Source organism: Aliamphritea spongicola (genome assembly GCF_017051665.1).
Lineage (GTDB): Bacteria > Pseudomonadota > Gammaproteobacteria > Pseudomonadales > Balneatricaceae > Amphritea > Amphritea spongicola.
The window spans coordinates 673,780-692,813 of the sequence record NZ_JAFIDL010000001.1 but is presented as its reverse complement, the minus strand read 5'-3'; the positions used below and the strand labels follow the sequence as shown (position 1 = coordinate 692,813).

The 19,034-nt window shown below is 53.8% G+C and carries 16 protein-coding genes; 6 read left to right on the top strand and 10 right to left on the bottom strand.

The window, feature by feature from the left end:
* Positions 1 to 18 precede the first annotated feature (18 nt).
* The 3 genes from JYB63_RS03205 to JYB63_RS03195 all read left to right on the top strand — a co-directional run bounded on the left by JYB63_RS03205 (position 19) and on the right by JYB63_RS03195 (position 2,773).
* A complete protein-coding gene (locus JYB63_RS03205) occupies positions 19 to 549 on the top strand; it encodes a TRAP transporter small permease subunit (protein ID WP_374730433.1) in 531 nt (176 codons plus the stop codon).
* Entirely contained in the window at positions 549 to 1,934 is a 1,386-nt protein-coding gene (locus JYB63_RS03200) for a TRAP transporter large permease (RefSeq protein ID WP_205656361.1), read from the top strand. Before JYB63_RS03205 ends, JYB63_RS03200 begins: the two co-directional genes overlap by 1 nt.
* Positions 1,935 to 2,014: 80 nt before the next feature.
* A complete protein-coding gene (locus JYB63_RS03195) occupies positions 2,015 to 2,773 on the top strand; it encodes a spermidine synthase (protein WP_205656360.1) in 759 nt (252 codons plus the stop codon).
* On the opposite strand, the gene JYB63_RS03190 is transcribed toward JYB63_RS03195, so the two are convergent.
* Positions 2,770 to 4,221, bottom strand: a complete 1,452-nt coding sequence (locus JYB63_RS03190) for an aminotransferase-like domain-containing protein (RefSeq protein ID WP_205656359.1) — start codon at positions 4,219 to 4,221, stop codon at positions 2,770 to 2,772. The genes JYB63_RS03195 and JYB63_RS03190 overlap by 4 nt on opposite strands.
* 168 nt (positions 4,222 to 4,389) lie before the next feature.
* Between JYB63_RS03190 and JYB63_RS03185 the strand changes: the two genes are divergently transcribed.
* A complete protein-coding gene (locus JYB63_RS03185) occupies positions 4,390 to 4,992 on the top strand; it encodes a LysE family translocator (protein ID WP_205656358.1) in 603 nt (200 codons plus the stop codon).
* Positions 4,993 to 5,111: 119 nt separating this feature from the next.
* On the opposite strand, the gene JYB63_RS03180 is transcribed toward JYB63_RS03185, so the two are convergent.
* A complete protein-coding gene (locus JYB63_RS03180; protein WP_205656357.1) occupies positions 5,112 to 6,005 on the bottom strand; it encodes a LysR family transcriptional regulator in 894 nt (297 codons plus the stop codon).
* A gap of 147 nt (positions 6,006 to 6,152) precedes the next feature.
* Between JYB63_RS03180 and JYB63_RS03175 the strand changes: the two genes are divergently transcribed.
* Positions 6,153 to 6,557 (top strand): Cif family virulence factor, encoded by a 405-nt coding sequence (locus JYB63_RS03175; RefSeq protein WP_205656356.1) that lies wholly within the window; start codon positions 6,153 to 6,155, stop codon positions 6,555 to 6,557.
* Positions 6,558 to 6,634: 77 nt separating this feature from the next.
* Here JYB63_RS03175 and JYB63_RS03170 read toward each other — a convergent pair whose 3' ends face one another.
* Together JYB63_RS03170 and JYB63_RS03165 are read right to left on the bottom strand one after the other, a co-directional pair.
* Positions 6,635 to 7,615: a cytochrome-c peroxidase gene (locus tag JYB63_RS03170; protein ID WP_205656355.1), complete on the bottom strand. Its 981-nt coding sequence runs from the start codon at positions 7,613 to 7,615 to the stop codon at positions 6,635 to 6,637.
* A gap of 265 nt (positions 7,616 to 7,880) precedes the next feature.
* Positions 7,881 to 8,771: a LysR family transcriptional regulator gene (locus JYB63_RS03165; protein WP_205656354.1), complete on the bottom strand. Its 891-nt coding sequence runs from the start codon at positions 8,769 to 8,771 to the stop codon at positions 7,881 to 7,883.
* A gap of 160 nt (positions 8,772 to 8,931) precedes the next feature.
* Between JYB63_RS03165 and JYB63_RS03160 the strand changes: the two genes are divergently transcribed.
* A complete protein-coding gene (locus JYB63_RS03160; RefSeq protein ID WP_205656353.1) occupies positions 8,932 to 10,134 on the top strand; it encodes an NADH:flavin oxidoreductase/NADH oxidase family protein in 1,203 nt (400 codons plus the stop codon).
* Positions 10,135 to 10,189: 55 nt separating this feature from the next.
* Here JYB63_RS03160 and JYB63_RS03155 read toward each other — a convergent pair whose 3' ends face one another.
* The 6 genes from JYB63_RS03155 to JYB63_RS03130 all read right to left on the bottom strand — a co-directional run bounded on the left by JYB63_RS03155 (position 10,190) and on the right by JYB63_RS03130 (position 18,888).
* The gene (locus JYB63_RS03155) at positions 10,190 to 11,554 is read right to left on the bottom strand and encodes a malonyl-CoA decarboxylase (RefSeq protein ID WP_336510843.1); all 1,365 of its coding nucleotides are present in this window, start codon (positions 11,552 to 11,554) and stop codon (positions 10,190 to 10,192) included.
* Between the two features lie 10 nt (positions 11,555 to 11,564).
* On the bottom strand, positions 11,565 to 13,193 hold the full coding sequence (locus tag JYB63_RS03150; RefSeq protein WP_205656352.1) for a long-chain-fatty-acid--CoA ligase: 1,629 nt from the start codon (positions 13,191 to 13,193) through the stop codon (positions 11,565 to 11,567).
* An 80-nt stretch (positions 13,194 to 13,273) separates the two neighbouring features.
* Positions 13,274 to 15,592, bottom strand: a complete 2,319-nt coding sequence (locus JYB63_RS03145) for a 3-hydroxyacyl-CoA dehydrogenase/enoyl-CoA hydratase family protein (RefSeq protein ID WP_205656351.1) — start codon at positions 15,590 to 15,592, stop codon at positions 13,274 to 13,276.
* 29 nt (positions 15,593 to 15,621) lie between these two features.
* On the bottom strand, positions 15,622 to 16,404 hold the full coding sequence (locus JYB63_RS03140) for an alpha/beta fold hydrolase (RefSeq protein ID WP_205656350.1): 783 nt from the start codon (positions 16,402 to 16,404) through the stop codon (positions 15,622 to 15,624).
* Between the two features lies 1 nt (position 16,405).
* Positions 16,406 to 17,734, bottom strand: a complete 1,329-nt coding sequence (locus tag JYB63_RS03135; protein WP_243431791.1) for an O-acetylhomoserine aminocarboxypropyltransferase — start codon at positions 17,732 to 17,734, stop codon at positions 16,406 to 16,408.
* Complete coding sequence (locus tag JYB63_RS03130) at positions 17,734 to 18,888, bottom strand: dimethylsulfoniopropionate demethylase (protein ID WP_205656349.1); 1,155 nt, start codon at positions 18,886 to 18,888, stop codon at positions 17,734 to 17,736. Before JYB63_RS03130 ends, JYB63_RS03135 begins: the two co-directional genes overlap by 1 nt.
* Positions 18,889 to 19,034 lie beyond the last annotated feature (146 nt).

Below are 19,034 nucleotides of genomic sequence, written 5' to 3'. Positions count from 1 at the left end.
CAATAAAGGATGCATCGGGTGAATGACGCAAACAATACACTGCCTCCAGTGGGGTTGTCAGACGGTATAGACCGGTTGATTCAGAAAGTCGGCGGGTTGATAGCCTGGGCTTATGTACTGCTGATTCTGGTTATTATGGCGCAGGTTATTCTGCGTAAAGGTTTTTCCAGCGGGCTGATTGTGCTGGAAGAGCTGCAATGGCATCTGTATGCCATCGGGGTGATGTTTGGCCTTGCCTACGCCCAGACCACCAATTCCCACATCCGTGTGGACCTCTTCTATACCGGCTTTCGTGCCCGGACCAAATACCTTGTCGAGATCTTCGGCATACTGTTTCTGTTACTGCCGTTTATTACGGTGATCTTTCTGCACAGTCTGGATTTCGTTGCTGACGCTTGGCGCATCAACGAACATTCTGAATCCCCTTCCGGCCTGCCCTGGCGCTGGCTGATTAAAGGTGTGATTCCCGTGAGTATGGCGATGCTTATTCTGGCGGCGTTGTCCCGCCTGTATCGCGATACCGTGTTGCTGTTCAGAGGGACTGATTAATGGAAATTAATGAAATTCTTGTCATTGCGATGTTCGTTTCATTCATCGCACTGTTATTCACCGGCATCCCGGTCGCCTGGGTACTGGGCGGCATCGGGGTTATCTTTGCCGGTATCGGCTACATTGCCGACACCTATTTTGACACCATTACCGGGCTGGACTATCTGACCCTCGGCCTGGTGGTGAACCGCCTCTGGAAGATCATGGATAACTGGATTCTGGTGGCCCTCCCCATGTTCATATTCATGGGCATCATGCTGGATAAATCCGGTGTGGCTGAGCGACTGATGAAGTCCATGCAGGAGCTGTTCGGTAACGTTCGTGGCGGTCTGGCCATCACGGTTACCGCGATCGGTATCATCTTGGCGGCCTCCACCGGCATCATCGGTGCATCGGTTGTGTTGTTAGCGGTGATGTCACTGCCATCCATGACCAAACAGGGTTATGCCATGCCGCTGGCACTGGGCACCATCGCCAGCGCCGGTACTCTGGGAATACTTATTCCGCCGAGCATCATGCTGGTAATCATGGCGGATCAGCTGGGTCTGTCCGTGGGTGACCTGTTCATGGGGGCTGTTTTTCCGGGCCTGATGCTGGGTGCTATGTACATTGCCTACATTCTGATTACCGGTTTCATCAAGCCTGAATCAGCCCCGCTGCCAGCTGATGCCAAACCGGTGACCATGGCCACCTTAGTTTCGGTTCTAAAGGCGGTTTTGCCAACATTAGCGCTGATCTTCGTGGTATTGGGGTCGATCTTCGCCGGTATTGCCACGCCAACTGAAGCCTCCGGTGTGGGAGCTTTCGGGGCCACCCTGCTGGCGATGTACAACCGTAAGTTCAGCTTTAAAGTGCTGAAGGAAGTCATGACCGGTACCTACAACACTACCGCGTACATTTTTGCGATCTTTATCGGTGCCACCTGTTTTGCGCTGGTGCTGCGCGAGCTAGGCGGTGATGAACTGATCGAATCCTTCCTGACCGGCCTGCCATTCGGCCCGTACGGCATTATCTTCTTTATCCTCGGGGTGATCTTCCTGCTGGGCTTCTTCCTGGACTGGATCGAAATCACTCTGATTATCCTGCCGCTGCTGGCGCCGGTGATTTCCGCTCTGGGGCTGGATATCAACGGTTACGGTGTGGTGGATAACCCGGAGCTGGTGTGGTTCGTGATGCTCGTCGCCATGGCGCTGCAAACCTCCTTCCTCACCCCGCCGGTGGGCTTCGCCCTGTTCTACCTGAAAGGGGTATGCCCGCCAAATGTAAAGATTACGGATATCTATAAAGGTGTGACGCCCTTTATCATTCTGCAGCTGACCGGCCTGTTAATCCTGGTGTTCTGGCCACAGCTGGTACTTTGGTTACCGGCTACTGCATACGGCTAAAAACGTGCTGGAGTAAGCGTGGGCGGCTGTATATACTCAGCCGCTTATGCCAGCAGTAACAGCAGCAGGAAACCCACTGTATGAGCGCGTTTGAAGTTAGCCGCTACCACGATGAATGGGGCCCCATTCATGTTCTCAGTGACAACGACAATATCTACCTGACCTTCGGAAACGGCGGTGAGCAAAGCGGTATGCAGGTAAATCAGCCTGACCGCCTGCTGTTCCAGTACACCCAGTGCATGATGCTGGCGTTATTAATGGCACCGGCTGCCCGGGGCGCAACTCTGCTGGGGTTAGGGGCTGGTTCACTGGCTAAAGCCCTGTTACTGGCCGATGACAATCTGCAGCTGACCGTTGTCGAGCTGCGGGAAAAGGTCGCACTGGCGGCCCGTGACTGGTTTTCTTTGCCGGATTCAACGCGGCTGACACTGCATATTGGTGATGCCTTTGAGCATATTCAGGCGCCACTGCTGCCGGCGGGTCAGCAGGATCTGCTATTCGTCGACCTTTATCTGGATAACGGCTTACAGGATCAGTTAGTTGATCCTGCCTTCCTAGAGGCCAGCTATGCGCATTTGCGCGATGAAGGTGTGATGGTCATCAACCTCTGGGATGAGGGTAAAGGAATCCTGCCCCTCTGCATGGATACCCTGCAGGAAGTGTTCGGTTCTCAGCCGTTACAGGTCAGCACCCAGGAAGGCAATGTGATTGTTTTTGTGGGCAAGGATATTCAGCTGGACCCCCACCCCCGCCGCCTGCAAACACAAGCCAAGAAGCTTGGCAGCCACCTTGATGTGCCGCTGCAGCGGTTACTGAACCGGCTGCAGGTTGTGGTTTAGCTTTTTGTCAGTAACGGTTTAAGGATTCCCGTCAGCTTTTTCAGCGCCTTTTCATAGCGCTCATCCTGCGGCGGGATCAGTACCAGCCTGATGTATTGTTTGAACCGCGGCGCCAGACTGAACACTTCACCCGGCAGGAAATCACAGCCCTGTTCACCGGCCTGTCGGCGTACTTCTGTTACATCCACATAATCCGGCAGCCGGATCCAAAGTGCATAACCGCCGCTGGGAGACGTTATCTCGATTGCACTGCCCAGTTCCGCAGACAGATATTCGCTGGCATCATTCAGAAAGGCTTTCATCTGGCCGCGCCAGTTGCGTAACTGGCTGGCATAACGGGAGCCGTTAAGATAATTCGCCAGGGCTTTCTGGCGAAAATACGGCCCGCTTATCTGGCTGATGGCAACCTGGGTCATATAGGCATCGCGGAACCGGCCCGGCAGGCACCAGCCAAGCCGTTCACTGTCGCCGACGATTTTAGAGATCGAACTGACCAGCATACACCAGCCGTCGGTGTCATAGCTGATAACCGGTCTTGGAAAGGCCTCTGAGAAATTCAGGGTGGCGCAAATATCGTCTTCAATCACCGGAATTTTCAGGTTGTTGGCCCACTGAGCAATGTCCCGTTTATAGTCATCGCTGATGGTCACCCCGGTGGGATTATGGCAGACAGGATTGATGATCAGTGCGGCAATTTCGCCACTGTGCATGACTGCTTTCAGGGACTCATAATCCGGCCCTGCCGGTGTCATAGGAATTTCCACCGCGTTGAGATTCAGTTGCCCCAGTAATGCCAGGTAGCCGGGAAATGCCGGCGTGGGCACAGCGACATTATCACCGGGCCGGCAGACAACCCGCAGCGCATGTTCCATGGCGTGCTGACAGCCACTGGTAATCTGTACCTGGGTTGGATTTACGTGAGTCTGGCGCTGGGAATACAGACGACACAGGGCTTCTCTTAATGGCAGATAACCCGCTGAGCTTTCCATCCCCCGTCTGGATGGCTGTAACAGCACCTTGTGATAGTGGCGCTGAAAGGAACGGAACATTTCCAGCTCCGGTGACAGCACCATGTTAATGAACTGTCCGTTGGACTGGCCATTGAGAATTGAGGCATCCAGCCATTTCTGTGCCTGGGGTGCCAGCCTGGGATCGGCTTTAAAGGGCTCAAACGGTCGGAAATGCTGGGCAGGCTGGGACTGAAAGTTGACCCGTGTGCCCTGCCGGGGTTGCCGGCTGATCAGGTCTTGCTGTTCAAGGGTATCCAGTACGCTGCGAATAGTGTTGATGCTGACATTATAATCCGCCGCCAACTGGCGTACAGCAGGTAAGCGGCTGCCATGGATGAGCTCGCCATTGCGGATTTTCTGTTCGATTAATCCGGCAATCTGTAAATACTGCGGCTGGCCGGTCTGTGTCTGAATCTGCGTCTGGGTGTTTCCGGTCATGATGTCCCGAAGCCTGTCACTGTGTGTGTTTGTAAAGCTTATCAGCCCGGCTGAGTATGCAAAGGGAAAAACTCTGTGTCCATTAATTATTAAGCTTTGTGTGTCTGTGTCCTTTGTTAGCTCTGCTCCTATACTGTTTGCTCATCCAATGCAGAGCCGGAAAATCTGATGTCTACAAATTTAGAGTTGCTGATGCCCTTCGTTCTGGTTGCTTACACCATGTGGGCGACGCCGGGGCCGAATAACATGATGCTGGTTTATTCCGGTGCGAAGTTCGGAGTGCGGGCTACCCTGCCGCATATTTTTGGCATTCTGGCCGGCACGGTACTGCTTAATTCACTGGCGGTGCTGGGGCTGAAACCTCTGATTGATACCTGGCCGCAAACCCTGCTGGTTCTGAAGGTTCTGGGTAGCGTATGGTTGTGTATGATCGGCTGGAAAATGGCAACAGCCCGGCAGTCCGGCGGTGACAGGCAGGTGGAAAAACCGATGCGTTTTGTCATGGCGGTATTATTCCAGTTCGCCAATCCGAAGGCGATCAGTGCCACTCTTGCGCTGGTCAGCCTGGTACTGGTGGCGATTGAGCAGAAACCTGAGCTGATCTGGCTGGTCTTGCTGATCATCCCGCCGCTGAGCTTTCTTTCGATTACCCCATGGGCCGTCGCGGGCCGGGCAATCCGCCGGTTTTTGTCAACGGAACTGCGCTGGAAGCTGTTTACCTGGACGACCGGCGGGCTGACGGCAGGATGCGCACTGTTTTTGTGGATCTGAGCATTTCATTAAATACCACCGCGGGCTGATGCTCGCGGGATACAGAACTGTTATAGCAAGTGGATTAATCAGAACTTTACAGATTGCTAATATTCACGTTTAGTCATTTTTCATATGAACTATCTGTAACGATCGCCCAGTTTGTCACTGATGAAATCGATAAAGCAGCGCACTTTTAGCGGTAAGTAACGGCTTTGCGGGTAAACGATGTTAATCGGCATATGATCAGTTTCATACTCGCTGAGCAGCTGTACCAGTTCTCCTTTCCGCAGGTGTTCATCCACCATCCATACCGGGATCTGAGTGATCCCCTGTCCGGCCAGCACCAGTGCCAAATTGGTCTCGCCGCTGTTACTGCGAAATGTACCGGATACCGCGACCGTCTGGTCTGATCCGTCTTTACTGAAGTGCCAGTTATTGAGGAATTTATTCAGGCTGTAGACGATGCAGTCATGACTTTTTAAGTCAGCCGGCGACACCGGTATTCCCCTATCGGACAGATACGTCGGGGATGCCACCAGTATTAGCGGGTTATCAAACAGCGGTTTGGCGATCAGGGATGAGTCTTCCAGCTTACGGGCTCTGATCGCCACATCGATTCCTTCTGAGATTAGGTCCAGGTGTCTTTCTTCTAGTGGCATATCGATTTTGATGTCCGGGTACTGTGCCAGGAATTCAGGCAGTAAAGGTGCCAGCACGAGGCGGGCAAACGGGACCGGTGCTGTAATCCGTAACAAGCCTTTCGGTGATGTTGTCCGGGCGCGCACCGACGCTTCCATTTCATCTATTTCGCCCAGTACGCTCAGGCACTGCTCAAAATAATGACTGCCGGCTTCCGTGAGGGACTGTTCCCTGCTACTGCGGTTGATCAGTTTCACACCGAGTTTCTGTTCCAGTGCCGCTACTTTTTTACTGGCAGTGGCCTGGGTACTGTTTTCTTCCCGTGCCGCTGCGGAAAAACTGCCCAGTTGAATAACCCTAACAAAGATTCGCATTGCCGTTAGCTGATCCATAACAGTGCTCTTAACTAATATTCGTATTTGGAATAGAAGCTATGAAGTTTAACTGGATTCTATTCGGTTTTCCTCACGGATAAGATTGCAAATTATCCGCTGTGTCATCCTGACCAGCATAAATAACAATCCTGTTCAGAGGTTTTCATGACAGCCATTACCCATACTCAGGCAGATATCCGCGCAGCAATGGATCATCTGATCGACCGTGCCACTCACTTCGACACAGAAGCGCTGTACAGCATTTATCACGATGACTTCCATACCACACTGGTCATGCCGGACAGTCAGGTACAAACCTACGACAAACAGGCCTTTATTGATCATTTTGAAGAGCAGGCCAAACAGAACCCCACCCCGCTAAATCCCTGGGCAGACTGGCATGACTTTCACATCCTGGGTGACAGTGCCGTGTGCGTGCTCAGCAGGATACACAGCGGCATGAACGGCGAAGAGATGAAGCTTCTGTGCAATATAGAATTGCGCTTTGAAGACAACCGCTGGCAGATACTGCGGGAGCAGATCTTCTTGCGTCCGCTGTCAGAGGGTTGAGGTTGTTTAAGGACCGTTAAAAAAGCAGCCCGGGGGCTGCTTTGGCATTGCTAAGTGTAGCTATTAAAACTGAGCTGTCAGGCCGGATCAGGCCGTGGCGTCTTGTTAGTAGAGGGTGGCAACTGTGGCAGTTTAAAGCTTGGCTGGTCGCCGGTGAGGGTTTTCAGGAAGGCAACTATCTCATCGGTTTCTTCCGGCTTCAGAGCTTTACCCAGCTGCAGTTCAGCCATGATGTTGACGGCTTCTTCAAGGGTCCAGATGGCACCGTCGTGGAAGTACGGATAGGTCAGTTCGACATTGCGCAGTGTCGGCACTTTGAACTTGAAACGGTCAATTTCCTGGCCGGTTACCGCTGACAGCCCTGCCGCCGGGTTATCGGTTTTATAGGGTTTTACCAGTCCCATTTTCTGAAATGAGTTTCCGCCTACCGCCTCGCCGTTATGGCAGGCAGTACAGCCTGTGGCTTTGAAGCGCTCATACCCTGCTTTGGCGATATCTGAAATGGCATCGTTTTCTCCTTTAAGATACCGGTCGAACGGTGCATTCGGTGTTACCAGGGTTTCCTCGAATGCAGCAATGGCATCGGTGACTTGATCAATGACGATGGCGTCCGTGTTGTAAACCGTTTTGAAAGACGCTTTGTACTGCGGAATTGTATCCAGCACCTCAACTGCCAGTTGGTGACTGAAACCCATTTCTATCGGGTTGGCGATCGGTCCTCCGGCTTGCTCCTGTAAATCTTTGGCCCGGCCATCCCAGAACTGGGCAATGTTAAGGCTGCTGTTCAGTACCGTGGGTGCGTTGATCGGCCCGAGTGTCCAGTTATGGCCTATGGATGTAGGCATGTTGTCGGTCCCACCCATGCTGAGGTTGTGGCATGAGTTACAGGATATAAAGCCGGATTTTGACAGTCTTGGGTCAAAATACAGCTGCTTTCCCAGTTCCACTTTTGCCGGGCTTTTTACTGTATAGGGTTCGACAGGTTGGATAGGTTCACTGGCCATTACAGGAAATACGGTCAGAAGGCCCAACAGGGCCAGACCAGAACGTTGTTTCATGGTATAAATCTCCGTTGTGAGCCCGCAGTCTGGCTGAATCACCGGCACAGCCTGCCAGTTGAGACGGTGATTCGGTCGTCTGCGCGGTTCCGTTTTATTCAGCCTTAGCGGATTCAAAGGCTGAATTGCTTCTTTACCGTTACCGGTACCGGCAGAGTAGAGCTTCAGCACAAACGGGATTCTGACCTGTATCAATGATCTTAATTAGCTTTATCTATGTGATTCATAGGCAATTTTTATCTGCTGTTTCTTTGGCTGTCACACCTTAAACCAGTGCCGCGCACTTCTCCCTGAGCATCTCCCGGAATGCAATCACTGCGGGGGTTACCTGCTTTCTGCCCGGGCACAGGAGATACAGTTCTACGGGCGGTGACTGATAGTCTTCAAACAGGGTGACTAGGTTGCCCTGTCTGATATCTGCCGCCACATCAATCTGTGAGCGATAGGCAATGCCCTTTCCGGCCACCGCCCAGCGGCGGACGATATCCGTATCATTGCTGATTCGGTTACTGCTGACTTTTATCCGGTGTTTGCCGGTTTCACCGCTATATTCCCAGTGATTAAACAGCCGGCCGTCCAGCCGGTACAGCAGGCAGTTATGATCTTTAAGCTCATCAGGATGTGCCGGTACGCCCGCGTCTGCCAGATACTCAGGCGATGCGCAGGTAATGCGCTTCAGGGTGGCGATATGGAAAGACACCATGGTGGAGTCCTGGGGTTTACCGTAACGCAGGGCAACGTCTACCTGATCCTGGAAGAAGTTGGACAGGCTGTCACTCACATTCAGATCAATACTCAGTGCCGGATACTGTTCCATCATTTCATCTACCCAGCCCAACACCAGGTTACGGCCAAGATCAGATGAGACGGAAAACCGCAGGTTGCCACTGATGTCATTTAAGTTGCTGTGGGCGGCTGCCATGCCCTGTGCCAGGGTTTCCAGCGCCTGCCGGCAGTGAAACAGGAATTTCTCGCCGGCGGCGGTAATCCTCAGTTGCCGGGTGGTACGGATAAACAGCTGTACATCCAGCTGGGCTTCCAACCGGCGCAACCCCAGACTGGCGGCTGCGGTGGTAATGCCCAGTTGTCTGGCGGATTCAGTGATGCTGCCGGTTTCTGCAATGCGGATAAACAGGGTCAGGTCAGAGATGTTCATTATTAAATTTTATTTAATAGTGTTTGTTTGATTGGTGCGTTTTTAGTTTAGATAAGTTCATCAATAATGTCTCCATCAGTCAGGCGCTTTAGTCAGGCGTTTAAGTTAAGAGCCTGAGTTTTCAGAGCCTGTGCGCCCTTATAAAACATGAGAAGACACCATGAATACACAGACCGGATCAGCCCCACAGTTAAGTGATGCCATACAGCTGCCCAGCGGTGCAGTACTTAAGAACAGAATTGTTAAGTCTGCGATGTCAGACTCACTGGGTGACGGTACGGGTAACCCCACCGCTGCACAGATCCGGCTTTATGAGCGCTGGGCTCAGGGTGGCCTGGCGCTGTCAGTGATTGGCGAGGTGCAGTCTGATCCGCGCTATCCGGAAAAGCCCGGTAATCTCATGCTATGGGAACAGTCTGATAAGGACAGCCTGCGGGAGTTGACCGCCCGGGCATCGGTTAATGGTGCGCATATCTGGCCCCAGCTGGGTCATGGCGGTGCGTTGTCACATGCGCCGGTGTATCAGCCTAAAGGGCCTTCTGCGCTACACATCGGTGATTTTAAGTGTGACGGTATGACCCTGGAAGAGGTTCTGGCCTTACCTGAAACCTATGCCCGTTCAGCGGCATTGGCTAAAGAGGTTGGCTTTACCGGTGTGCAGATCCATGCCGGCCACGGTTTTCTGCTCAGTCAGTTCCTGTCGCCGTTGTTTAATCGCCGGGATGATCAGTACGGCGGCTCTGTTGCTGCACGGGCGCGGATTGTGACGGAGATTATTACAGCAGTACGTGAAGCGCTCGGCTCCTCCTTCCCTATTGGCATCAAGATTAACACCTCGGATTTGCTTGAAGGAGGCCTGACCCAACAGGACGCACTGCAAACCATTAAGCTGCTGGATGAAACATCCCTCGACCTCATCGAGCTGAGCGGCGGTACCTATTTTCCAGGTGCAAAGTCCAGTTCGGACAGTGCAGCTAAAGGCCCCTACTACCTTGAGTTTGCAGCGCAGGCACGGCAAGTAACAGATATTCCCCTGATGGTTACCGGTGGCTTTAAATCCCGGGAAGAAGCTGCTGATGCACTGTCCAGCAGCAGTACTGACCTGATTGGTGTGGCGCGGGCCACTATTCTTAATCCGACGCTGGCCCGTGACTGGCAGGAAGGTAAAGGTAATCCGGTGTTTCCCCGCTTCGAAACAAATCCACCCGGCGGCATAACCGCCTGGTACACCCTGCTGCTGACAGCGCTGGCGAATGACGAAGAGGCTGACTTTGAGCTGGATTTGCCCACGGCATTGCGTATTTATGAGGAGCGGGATGCCCTTAAAACTGCGCGCTGGAAAGATGCTTTCTGGCTGGGGTAAGTGCACAGCCCTCCGTCAGGTTGTCCCGGACGGAGGGCGTAACAGGAAAGAAACGTTATTTCTTCTGTTTACTGAGCGCCGCTGACAGTGCGATATCACCGTTACCGGTATAGCCCTGGCTGCGGGACTCAATGTGCGGTAGTTCGTACAGGTAATTCACCATCAACCCCAGAGATTGCTGCAGGCCCTTCTCTGACTGGTCAGCCATCCAGTTGATCCGGGCCAGCTGTGCACCATTGGTCAGATGGAAGTGTGCCACCGGATCCCTGACAAACGGCGCATACCGGGGATGCTTCGCTTCAGTGAAGTACGCAAGCGCCAGCGGTTCAATCTGTTCTCTCAACGCTTCACGCTCGGTCTGATCCGCCTGTACCAGCTGTTTTCTCAGTTCCTCAGAGTTGCTGCTGAAGGCCAGCGTCTGCTGTTCTTCTTCGCTGAGGTTATCCAGCCACTGGGTAAAGTCCGGCACCGGTGAGAGGGTCGCAAACTGCTTCAGTTGCGGGAAGTCATGCTGCAGCTGGTTTACTACCCGTTTGATCAGGAAGTTACCCAGGCTGATGCCCCGCAGGCCCTTCTGGGTATTGGAAATCGAATAGAAGATTGCACTGTCTGCCTGGTTCAGATCCGCCAGTGGCGCATCTTCATCCAGCAGGGTCTGAACGTTTCCGGCCAGCCCTTCAACCAGTGCCACTTCCACGAAGATCAGTGGTTCGTTCGGCATGTTCGGATGGAAGAATGCAAAGCAGCGACGGTCTGAATCCAGACGGTTTTTCAGGTCGTTCCAGCTTTGTATTTCGTGTACCGCCTCATACTCGATGAGCTTCTCAAGAAGGTCGGCCCCTGAGTGCCAAGTGATCTCTTCCAGTTGTAATAAACCTACGTCAAACCAACTGGTTAGGAGACGTTTTAAATCTTCTTTCAGAGGTTTTAAGTGGGGATGCTGGCGGCTCAGTTTCAGGAGTTCGGCACGCATATCCACCAGGAATTTAACCCCTTCCGGCAGCTCATTGAACTGACGCAAAAGTACCATTCTTGGCGGTTCCAGTTGGTGGCGAAGCTTGCGGGTCAGTGCCGGGCGGCTGTCACTGTCGGCGGCCTGCCAGGCTTGCATCAGTTCACTTAACTGCTGTTCCTGAATATCGTATTTCTGGCATAACAGAGTGAAGAATGTCACCCGGCCGGTTTCATTCAGTTCCAGATAACAGCGACCAAGTTGCGCGGTGCGGTTACGGGCGGCCACGTCCCCCGCTCCGTCGATACAGGCATCGATCCAGGTGAGCAGTTGTTCGTGGTCGGAGCTTTCCAGATCCGGGGTCAGCGTCAGGCTGTCCAGAGCGTCTTTATTCCCTAATGCTTCCCGCCAGAGAGGCATCAGGTGTTGGATGGTTTTTTGCCAGAGGCTGCTTGGATTATCGAGCACGGGCAGATCCTTATTCAGCCGGTTTCAGTTGATCGCGTAATGCGTGTTTCTGAATTTTACCGGTGGCTGTTTTCGGCAGCGGGCCAAAAATTACCCGCTTTGGTCGCTTAAAGCGTGCCATGTGAGTGCTACAGAAATCAATTAATTCTGCTTCAGTAACAGGTTCTGCGCCCTTCACTTCCACAAAGGCACAGGGCACTTCACCCCAGGTTTCATCGGGCATGGCAACTACGGCTGCTTCACCCACCGCTGGGTGTTTGTAGAGGGTATTCTCCACTTCTACCGAGGATATGTTCTCCCCGCCGGAGATGATCAGATCCTTGGAACGGTCTTTAATCTGGATGTAACCGTCCGGATGAACTACCGCCAGATCCCCGCTATGGAACCAGCCATCAGCAAAGGCTTCAGCGGTGGCTTCAGGGTTATTCAGATAGCCTTTCATGCAGGTATTACCCCGTATAAGGATTTCGCCGATGCTGCTGCCATCAGCCGGTACCTGTAATCCTGTATCGGTATCCTGAACGATCACTGCTTCTGTCATGGGGAAGCGCACGCCTTGCCGGGATTTAAGCTCTGCCTGACGGCTGTTGTCCTCAGCTTCCCAGCTTTGCTGTGGCGCAGCCTGGAGAATATGGCCGTAGGTTTCAGTCAGCCCGTAAACGTGCATCACATCAAAGCCGAACTCGGTCATGCGGGCCAAAACCTGTGCCGGTGGCGGTGCGCCGGCGGTCATCACTTTAATGCTGCGGTCAAAACGGATCTGCTGTTCTTCCGGGGCATTAGCCAGCATATTCAGAATAATCGGCGCGCCGCCAAAATGGCTTACCCGATGTTCGTCAACCAGGCGAAACAGTAAGCCAGGCTCAAATGCCCGCATACAGATAACCGTGCCGGTAACCGCGGCCATGGTCCAGGCATGCCCCCAGCCGTTACAGTGAAACATGGGTACACAGTACAGGTATCGGGGGTGATTCGGCAGGTTCCAGCCGATCACGGTGCCCATACTCATCAGATAAGAGCCCCGGTGGTGATAGACCCCCCCTTTTGGTCTGCCGGTGGTACCGGAGGTGTAGTTCAGGGCAATGGCCTGCCATTCGTCTTCTGGTGGCTGCCAGCTAAAGTCCGGATTGCCGCTGCTGATCAGAGATTCATAACTGTGGTGTGGGATCTCGACATCCGGGCGTTCGCCGGCTGCCGGGTCATCTATGACCACCAATTGCGGACGGCTTTCGGCGAATTCCAGCGCGGCTTTATAAACGGGATACAGTTGCCGGTCGACGATGGCGACCCGCACCTTTCCGTGGTCAAGAATATACCCCACGGTTTCGGCATCCAGCCGGGTGTTAATGGTGTTGATCACCCCGCCGGTCATCGGTACAGAAAAGTGTGACTCGAACATCTCCGGGGTATTAAAGGCCAGTACTGCCACTGTATCCCCCAGACCGACACCCATTTCAGCCAGTGAGGATGCCATTCGGTTGCACCGTTGGCGGACGTCCTGCCAGCTGTAACGGCGCTCACCGTAGATAACCGCTTCGTAATCAGGATAGACATCTGCACTGCGGTGCAGGAAGGATATTGGGGACAGGCCAACATAGTTTGCCGCATTCATGTTCAGCGCCTGATAATCTGAATGCATGGTTGTACTCCTTATTCTTATTCTGGTCCGGACTCCGGCGACGGTTTAACCCGCCGCCGGAATCCTGCGGTTTCATACCATCAGTTGCGGATGCTGCTGCCGCTGCCCAGCATGCTGTCGATTCGCGCACGGGTTTCCGGTGTTTTAACCAGTCTCAGGAATGCCCGGCGTTCAGCATCAAACAGGTCCTGCTCGGTGTGAACGGTACCGGCTGCACACTGGCCACCGGTGAGAATGCCTGCAATCTCAGTGCCGACGACCACATCATGGGGGTACAGCAGCCCATCTTCGCGGGCCTGATGCAGCCAGTCACACATCTGGGTATAGAGTGGCTCACCGGCCAGTGCGACCGGTTCACGGGCCGGAGCTTTCTCAACCTGATCCAGTGCATTGAGGGCATGATTTAGCAGGCGATCCCGGTTCATCAGCCACTGGTCCTGCTCCCGCAGCATGGCCAGTTTTTGACTGATGATGGGTGATGTGCCGGTACGGCCGTAGCCCAGATTCATGAACGCTTTCCAGCTGGCCTTTTCGATATCGCCGAACTTAGTCAGATTGCGGTACAGGGTTTCCTTAACCCCGCCGCCGCCGGGAACAACACCCACCAGAGACTCAACAAGCCCGGTAACGGAGTTCGCATGGCAGATAACCTGATCCGCATGCAGCACTACTTCAAAACCACCACCGATAGACAGGCCGGATGGCGCAGCGACTACCGGTACCGGGCTGTTACGCATGGCCAGCACAACCTGCTGGAAGTGATTGAGGAAGTGATCCAGACCTTCATAGTCTTCCGCCTGATAGAAACTCTGCACCGCGCCCAGGTTCACACCGCAGGAGAAATGCTGGGCATCATTGTGAACGATAACGCCACGTAAACCACGGGCTGCGGCTTGCTGCAGGGCATCTTCCAGAATGGCCATTGAATCGCCATCCAGCGCATTGGCCTTGCTGTGGAATTCCACAATGGCGGCGTCATCGACAATAAACCAGCTGGCAACAGCATTGCTTTTCTGTGGTTCCAGCGTACGGCGCAGCTCAGAGAAGCGCAGCACCCCTTCGGCCCGCTGAATCGGCGGATAACTGCCGTCTGCCCGGCGGGCACAGAGCTGATTCCCGGTAACCCGGTAAAACTGATCACCACGGGTTTGCTGTAGCAATGCAGGTACCGGGCGGCCTTCAGACTCAAGGCGGCTGACAAAACGTTCGGTGCCAATCTGATCCAGCAGCTCAAACGGCCCCTGTACCCAGTTGTAGCCCAGTTTCATGGCATCATCGATCGGGACAATATTGTCCCCCACTTCCGGGATCAGTGAAGCGGCATAACACAGGGTACGTGAGAGCACCTGCCAGGCGTATTCTCCGTAGCGGCTGTCATCATCCAACAGCACCTGTACGCCCTGCGCTTCAGCCTGAAGTGCCAGTGGCAGTTCCAGACGTGTGTAGGGCTGGTATTCATTGTTACTGAGGTCAAGAACTTCGCGATTGGTGATATCCGGGTTATCAGTTGGTACATCGCGGAAGAAGCCCTGACCATTCTTGTTGCCGGTCTGGCCGTTGGCTATCATGGTGGTCATCAACGGGATTTCAGCCGCCACCGTATGGAAGTCATCTTCCGCAGGCAGAATATTCACCAGGCTCTTAACCACGTCAGACATCAGGTCGATGCCGATCAGATCATACAGGCCGAACACACCGGTTTTAGGAATGCCCATAGGACGGCCAAACAGCGCATCCGCTTCCGCCGGGCTCAGGCCCATTTCAAATGCCGTGTGTAACGCACACTGGATGGCATAGACACCAACCCGGTTACCCAGAAAGCCCGGGGTATCGGCACAGTGCACCACCCCTTTACCCAGTTGCTGATCACAGAAGGCATCCAGTTGTTCCATGACGTCATCACGGGTCTGTTCGCCGCGAACCAGTTCCAGCAGGCGCATGAAACGTACCGGGTTAAAGAAATGGGTAATAGCAAAACGCTCACAGAAAGACTGCGGCATACCCTGTGTCAGTAAGCTGATGGGAATCGTCGAGGTGTTGGAGGTAATGATGGCATCATCACGGCAAACATCATTGATACGGCGATACAGGTCCTGCTTAATATCCAACCGTTCTACCACCGCTTCAGCGATCCAGTCGCAGTCCGCTAACTGATCAAAATCATCCCGGATGTTGCCCAGATGAATGTTCTCCGCCGCAGCATCGCTCATCAGGCCCGGTGCGTCCGGGTCCTGCAGGCGTTCCATGCCCCGTTCAGCCAGGGCATTAACACGTTCGCCTTCTGAGGCCAGATCCAACAGCCAGACTTCAATACCCGCATTGGCAACCTGTCCGGCAATGCCAGCACCCATGGTACCGGCACCGATAACGGCAACTTTTTTGAATGTAGATGTAGACATAATGGGTTCTCTTATTCGGTTACCGGCAGTTAAAGACGGGTAAAAAACTGTTTCATGGCATCGAGACAGGCTTTGGGGGCCTCAATCGGTAGCATATGGCCCGATTCAATCCGGATAGCTTCGGTATTCAGCAGTTTTGCCAGCTCAAGCCCGGTTTTATAGGGGGTCATACGGTCCTGTCCGGCCAGAATGACCTTCGCCGGGCAGCTGATTTCTGCTGCCCGCTCAGTACCTGATGTGTATTCATTACAGGCCTGCAGGTCTTCTGCCAGCGGATTAGCCGCCATAATCTGACGGCCAACGGCAATGGGTTGTACCCCGGGAACCGCGCTGTAGCCCATTTGTGTGGCTTGGCCAAAGCCCCACTGCAGCATCATATCGGCGGCCTTCATCGGTGCTTCTCTGGCTGTGTCGATTAATGCCGGATTCACCGGTATAGCCGCGGCGGTACCAATCGCTGTCAGCGAGAGCAGCCTTGATTGCAGCCGCGGTGCTGCTTCCAGTGCCACCAGAAAGCCCTGGGAATGCCCCACCAGATGCAACTGTTGCACACCGGCAGCTTCCAGTGCGTCAATCAGCCAGTCGGCCATGGCTTCAATGCTGGTCAGCGGTTCACCGGCTGACAGGCTGTGGCCGGGGAAATCCGGCGCGAAGACACTGTAGCCATGAAAGGCAAACCAGCGGGCCTGCAGCGCCCAGCATCGGTGATCCAGCCCGCTGCCGTGAAGAAAGACCACGCATGGCAGTTCGGGATTAAACGTTTTACCGCCGGTGGCAATGAATACGTCCTGATTGTTTACGGAAATCCGCATCTTATGCCTCCTGCTGCTTTTGCCATGCTTTATCAGCGGCTTTAAGCCCCTGAGAGAAATCAGCACAGATATCACGGATGGATTCAATGCCCACGGATACCCGGATCATATCCGGACCAATGCCTGCTTTAATCATGGCTTCATCGTCCAGCCGTGAGTGGGTAGTACTGGCCGGATGAAGCACTAGCGTCCGTGCATCGCCCACATTGGCAAGGTTGGAAGAAAGCTGAAGTGCATCGATAAACGCAGCCCCACAGGCTCTGCCGCCCTTCACGCCGAAGCACAGCATGGAGCCGGCTCCGTTCGGAAACAGTTGTGAAGCAATTTCATGGGTGGGGTTGGATTCAAGATCCGGATGATTTACCCAGGCAACGTTATCCTGCTGCTGCAGCCATTCTGTGAGTTGTCTGGCGTTTTCAACGTGCTGTTTCATCCGCAGGTTGAGGGTTTCAATGCCCTGTAATAACAGGAAGGCGTTGTGCGGGCTCATGGCCGCGCCGAAATCACGCATGGCTTCTGCGCGGATACGCATGGTAAGCGCTGCGGGGCCAAATTCTTCCCAGAAGTTAATGCCGTGGAAAGGCTCATAAGGCTCGGTCAGCGTCGGGAAGCGGCCACTGGCAGCCCAGTCGAATTTGCCGCCGTCGACAATCGCACCGCCAATGGCCGTACCGTGGCCACCGATCCATTTAGTCAGGGAGTGCACCACCACATCTGCACCGTGTTCCAGTGGCCTGCACAGGCTAGGGGTTGCAAAGGTAGCATCCACAACCAGTGGTATGCCATGCTGATGCGCTACATCAGAGATTGAAGGCAGATCGGATACTTCCAGCCCCGGGTTACCGATGGACTCACAGAACACCAGTTTAGTATTGCTCTGAATCGCACCGGCGACCGCCTGGCTGTCGTTAATATCAACGAAGGTAACATCAATCGCGAACCGTTTAAGGGTATGTTTCAGCAAGGTGACTGTGGAGCCGTAAATCTGCCCGGCGCTGACAATATGATCCCCGGCGGAACACAGGGATACAAAGGTGACGAACAGTGCACTCATGCCAGAAGCGGTACAGACAGCGCCGGTGCCCCCTTCCAGTGCTGCAACCCGCTGTTCCAGCACGGCAACGGTGGGGTTGGTAATGCGGCTGTAAATATGACCGCCCTGTTCGACGTTAAACAGCGCCGATGCGGCATCGACACTTTCGAATACATAGGAGGTTGTCTGATAAATGGGAACGGCGCGCGAACCATGTTCCGGTTCAGGCTGATAGCCGGCATGCAGGGCGATTGTGTCAGCCCCCAGATACGACGATCGGTTGTTTTGCTTACTCATTAAACTGGCTTCCCTGTAACTGACTCAGACTGACCCGCCTCATGAGCAGTCAGTCCTAAGTCGTTAAAATTAAATGGCAATCCGCTCAATACTACGGGCTGAGCGCCGCTGTCGCTATTCACCGTTAGGCTCACACCTTCATCCATCCCTGCCGGGTTGCAACGGGCGAAGGCCAGTGTCACACCATACTTCGGTGACCATGCCCATGAGGTGATCTCACCGACACAAAGCTCCTCCATATACACCCCGGTAGCGGTAAAGCTGTGCTTGCCCTGGCATACCAGACCCACTAACTGATGTCGCGGTGTACTGTTGCGCAGGGCTTCAATGCTCAGGCTGTTAATGTCTGCACTAAGGCTGACATATTTATCCAGGCCGCATTCCAGCGGCGTGTCGGAATAATCCATATCGTTGCCGAACGACAATAAGCCACTTTCGATGCGTTCAATCAGATTCGGGCAACCCGGAGCTACCTGAAGGTCTTCCCCGGCACTGAACAGATCATCCCAGAGCATGCAGCCAAGTTCTGCATCGTTGACGTAGATTTCAAAACCGCCCTGCTTGCTCCAGCCGGAACGGGCAACCACCATATCGGTATCCCGGTAGTTCAGATGACGGTACTGGAAGAAACGGATATCCTTAACTTCTTCACCGAATACCCGGGCCATCAGTTCTTCTGCTTTCGGCCCCTGTACCGCCAGTGGCCAGACATCCGGTTCACAGACCTTCACATCTAACTGCATGCCGGTTGCGATGCCTTTTGCCCAGAGCTTTACATCGCTGTCTGCAATGGATAGCCACCAGTGGTCATCACTGTGCTTGATCGCTATGGGATCATTAATCAGCATGCCCTTTTCATCACACAGCGGCAGGTAAAAACACTGCCCTGCGCGGGCATTACTCAGATCCCGCGGAGTCATCAGTTGGATCAGTTTCTGAGCATCCGGGCCGGTAATCTCCACCTGACGTTCACAGGAAACGTCCCACACCTGTACGTGTTCGCACAGGTGCCAGTAATCTTCTTCAATGCCCTGAAAGGCAGTTGGCAACAACATGTGGTTATAAACGGTGTAAGCCTGAACTCCCATGGCTTCGACACGGCTGGTAAAAGGCGTACTGCGGGTACGTCGGGATACGGCTAGCGCTGGCATCATGGCTGCGTCCTGAATATAGAATATTATTGTTGGTTTATAGTAAGTAACTTCCCTAATAGTAGTCGCGTGCCACTGAAGGCCTCAAACGAATAAGTTAAACCCTGAGACCCTGTTTTAGTTATGGGTAGATAATTATGGGAATGCTA

Coding starts and splice junctions, on each gene's coding strand:
- JYB63_RS03130 (WP_205656349.1), bottom strand. CDS start 18,888: ATGATGCCAGCGCTAGCCGTATCCCGACGTACCCGCAGTACGCCTTTT.
- JYB63_RS03170 (WP_205656355.1), bottom strand. CDS start 7,615: ATGAAACAACGTTCTGGTCTGGCCCTGTTGGGCCTTCTGACCGTATTT.
- JYB63_RS03145 (WP_205656351.1), bottom strand. CDS start 15,592: ATGTCTACATCTACATTCAAAAAAGTTGCCGTTATCGGTGCCGGTACC.
- JYB63_RS03135 (WP_243431791.1), bottom strand. CDS start 17,734: ATGAGTAAGCAAAACAACCGATCGTCGTATCTGGGGGCTGACACAATC.
- JYB63_RS03185 (WP_205656358.1), top strand. CDS start 4,390: ATGTCTACAAATTTAGAGTTGCTGATGCCCTTCGTTCTGGTTGCTTAC.
- JYB63_RS03150 (WP_205656352.1), bottom strand. CDS start 13,193: ATGCATTCAGATTATCAGGCGCTGAACATGAATGCGGCAAACTATGTT.
- JYB63_RS03140 (WP_205656350.1), bottom strand. CDS start 16,404: ATGCGGATTTCCGTAAACAATCAGGACGTATTCATTGCCACCGGCGGT.
- JYB63_RS03180 (WP_205656357.1), bottom strand. CDS start 6,005: ATGGATCAGCTAACGGCAATGCGAATCTTTGTTAGGGTTATTCAACTG.
- JYB63_RS03165 (WP_205656354.1), bottom strand. CDS start 8,771: ATGAACATCTCTGACCTGACCCTGTTTATCCGCATTGCAGAAACCGGC.
- JYB63_RS03175 (WP_205656356.1), top strand. CDS start 6,153: ATGACAGCCATTACCCATACTCAGGCAGATATCCGCGCAGCAATGGAT.
- JYB63_RS03200 (WP_205656361.1), top strand. CDS start 549: ATGGAAATTAATGAAATTCTTGTCATTGCGATGTTCGTTTCATTCATC.
- JYB63_RS03190 (WP_205656359.1), bottom strand. CDS start 4,221: ATGACCGGAAACACCCAGACGCAGATTCAGACACAGACCGGCCAGCCG.
- JYB63_RS03160 (WP_205656353.1), top strand. CDS start 8,932: ATGAATACACAGACCGGATCAGCCCCACAGTTAAGTGATGCCATACAG.
- JYB63_RS03195 (WP_205656360.1), top strand. CDS start 2,015: ATGAGCGCGTTTGAAGTTAGCCGCTACCACGATGAATGGGGCCCCATT.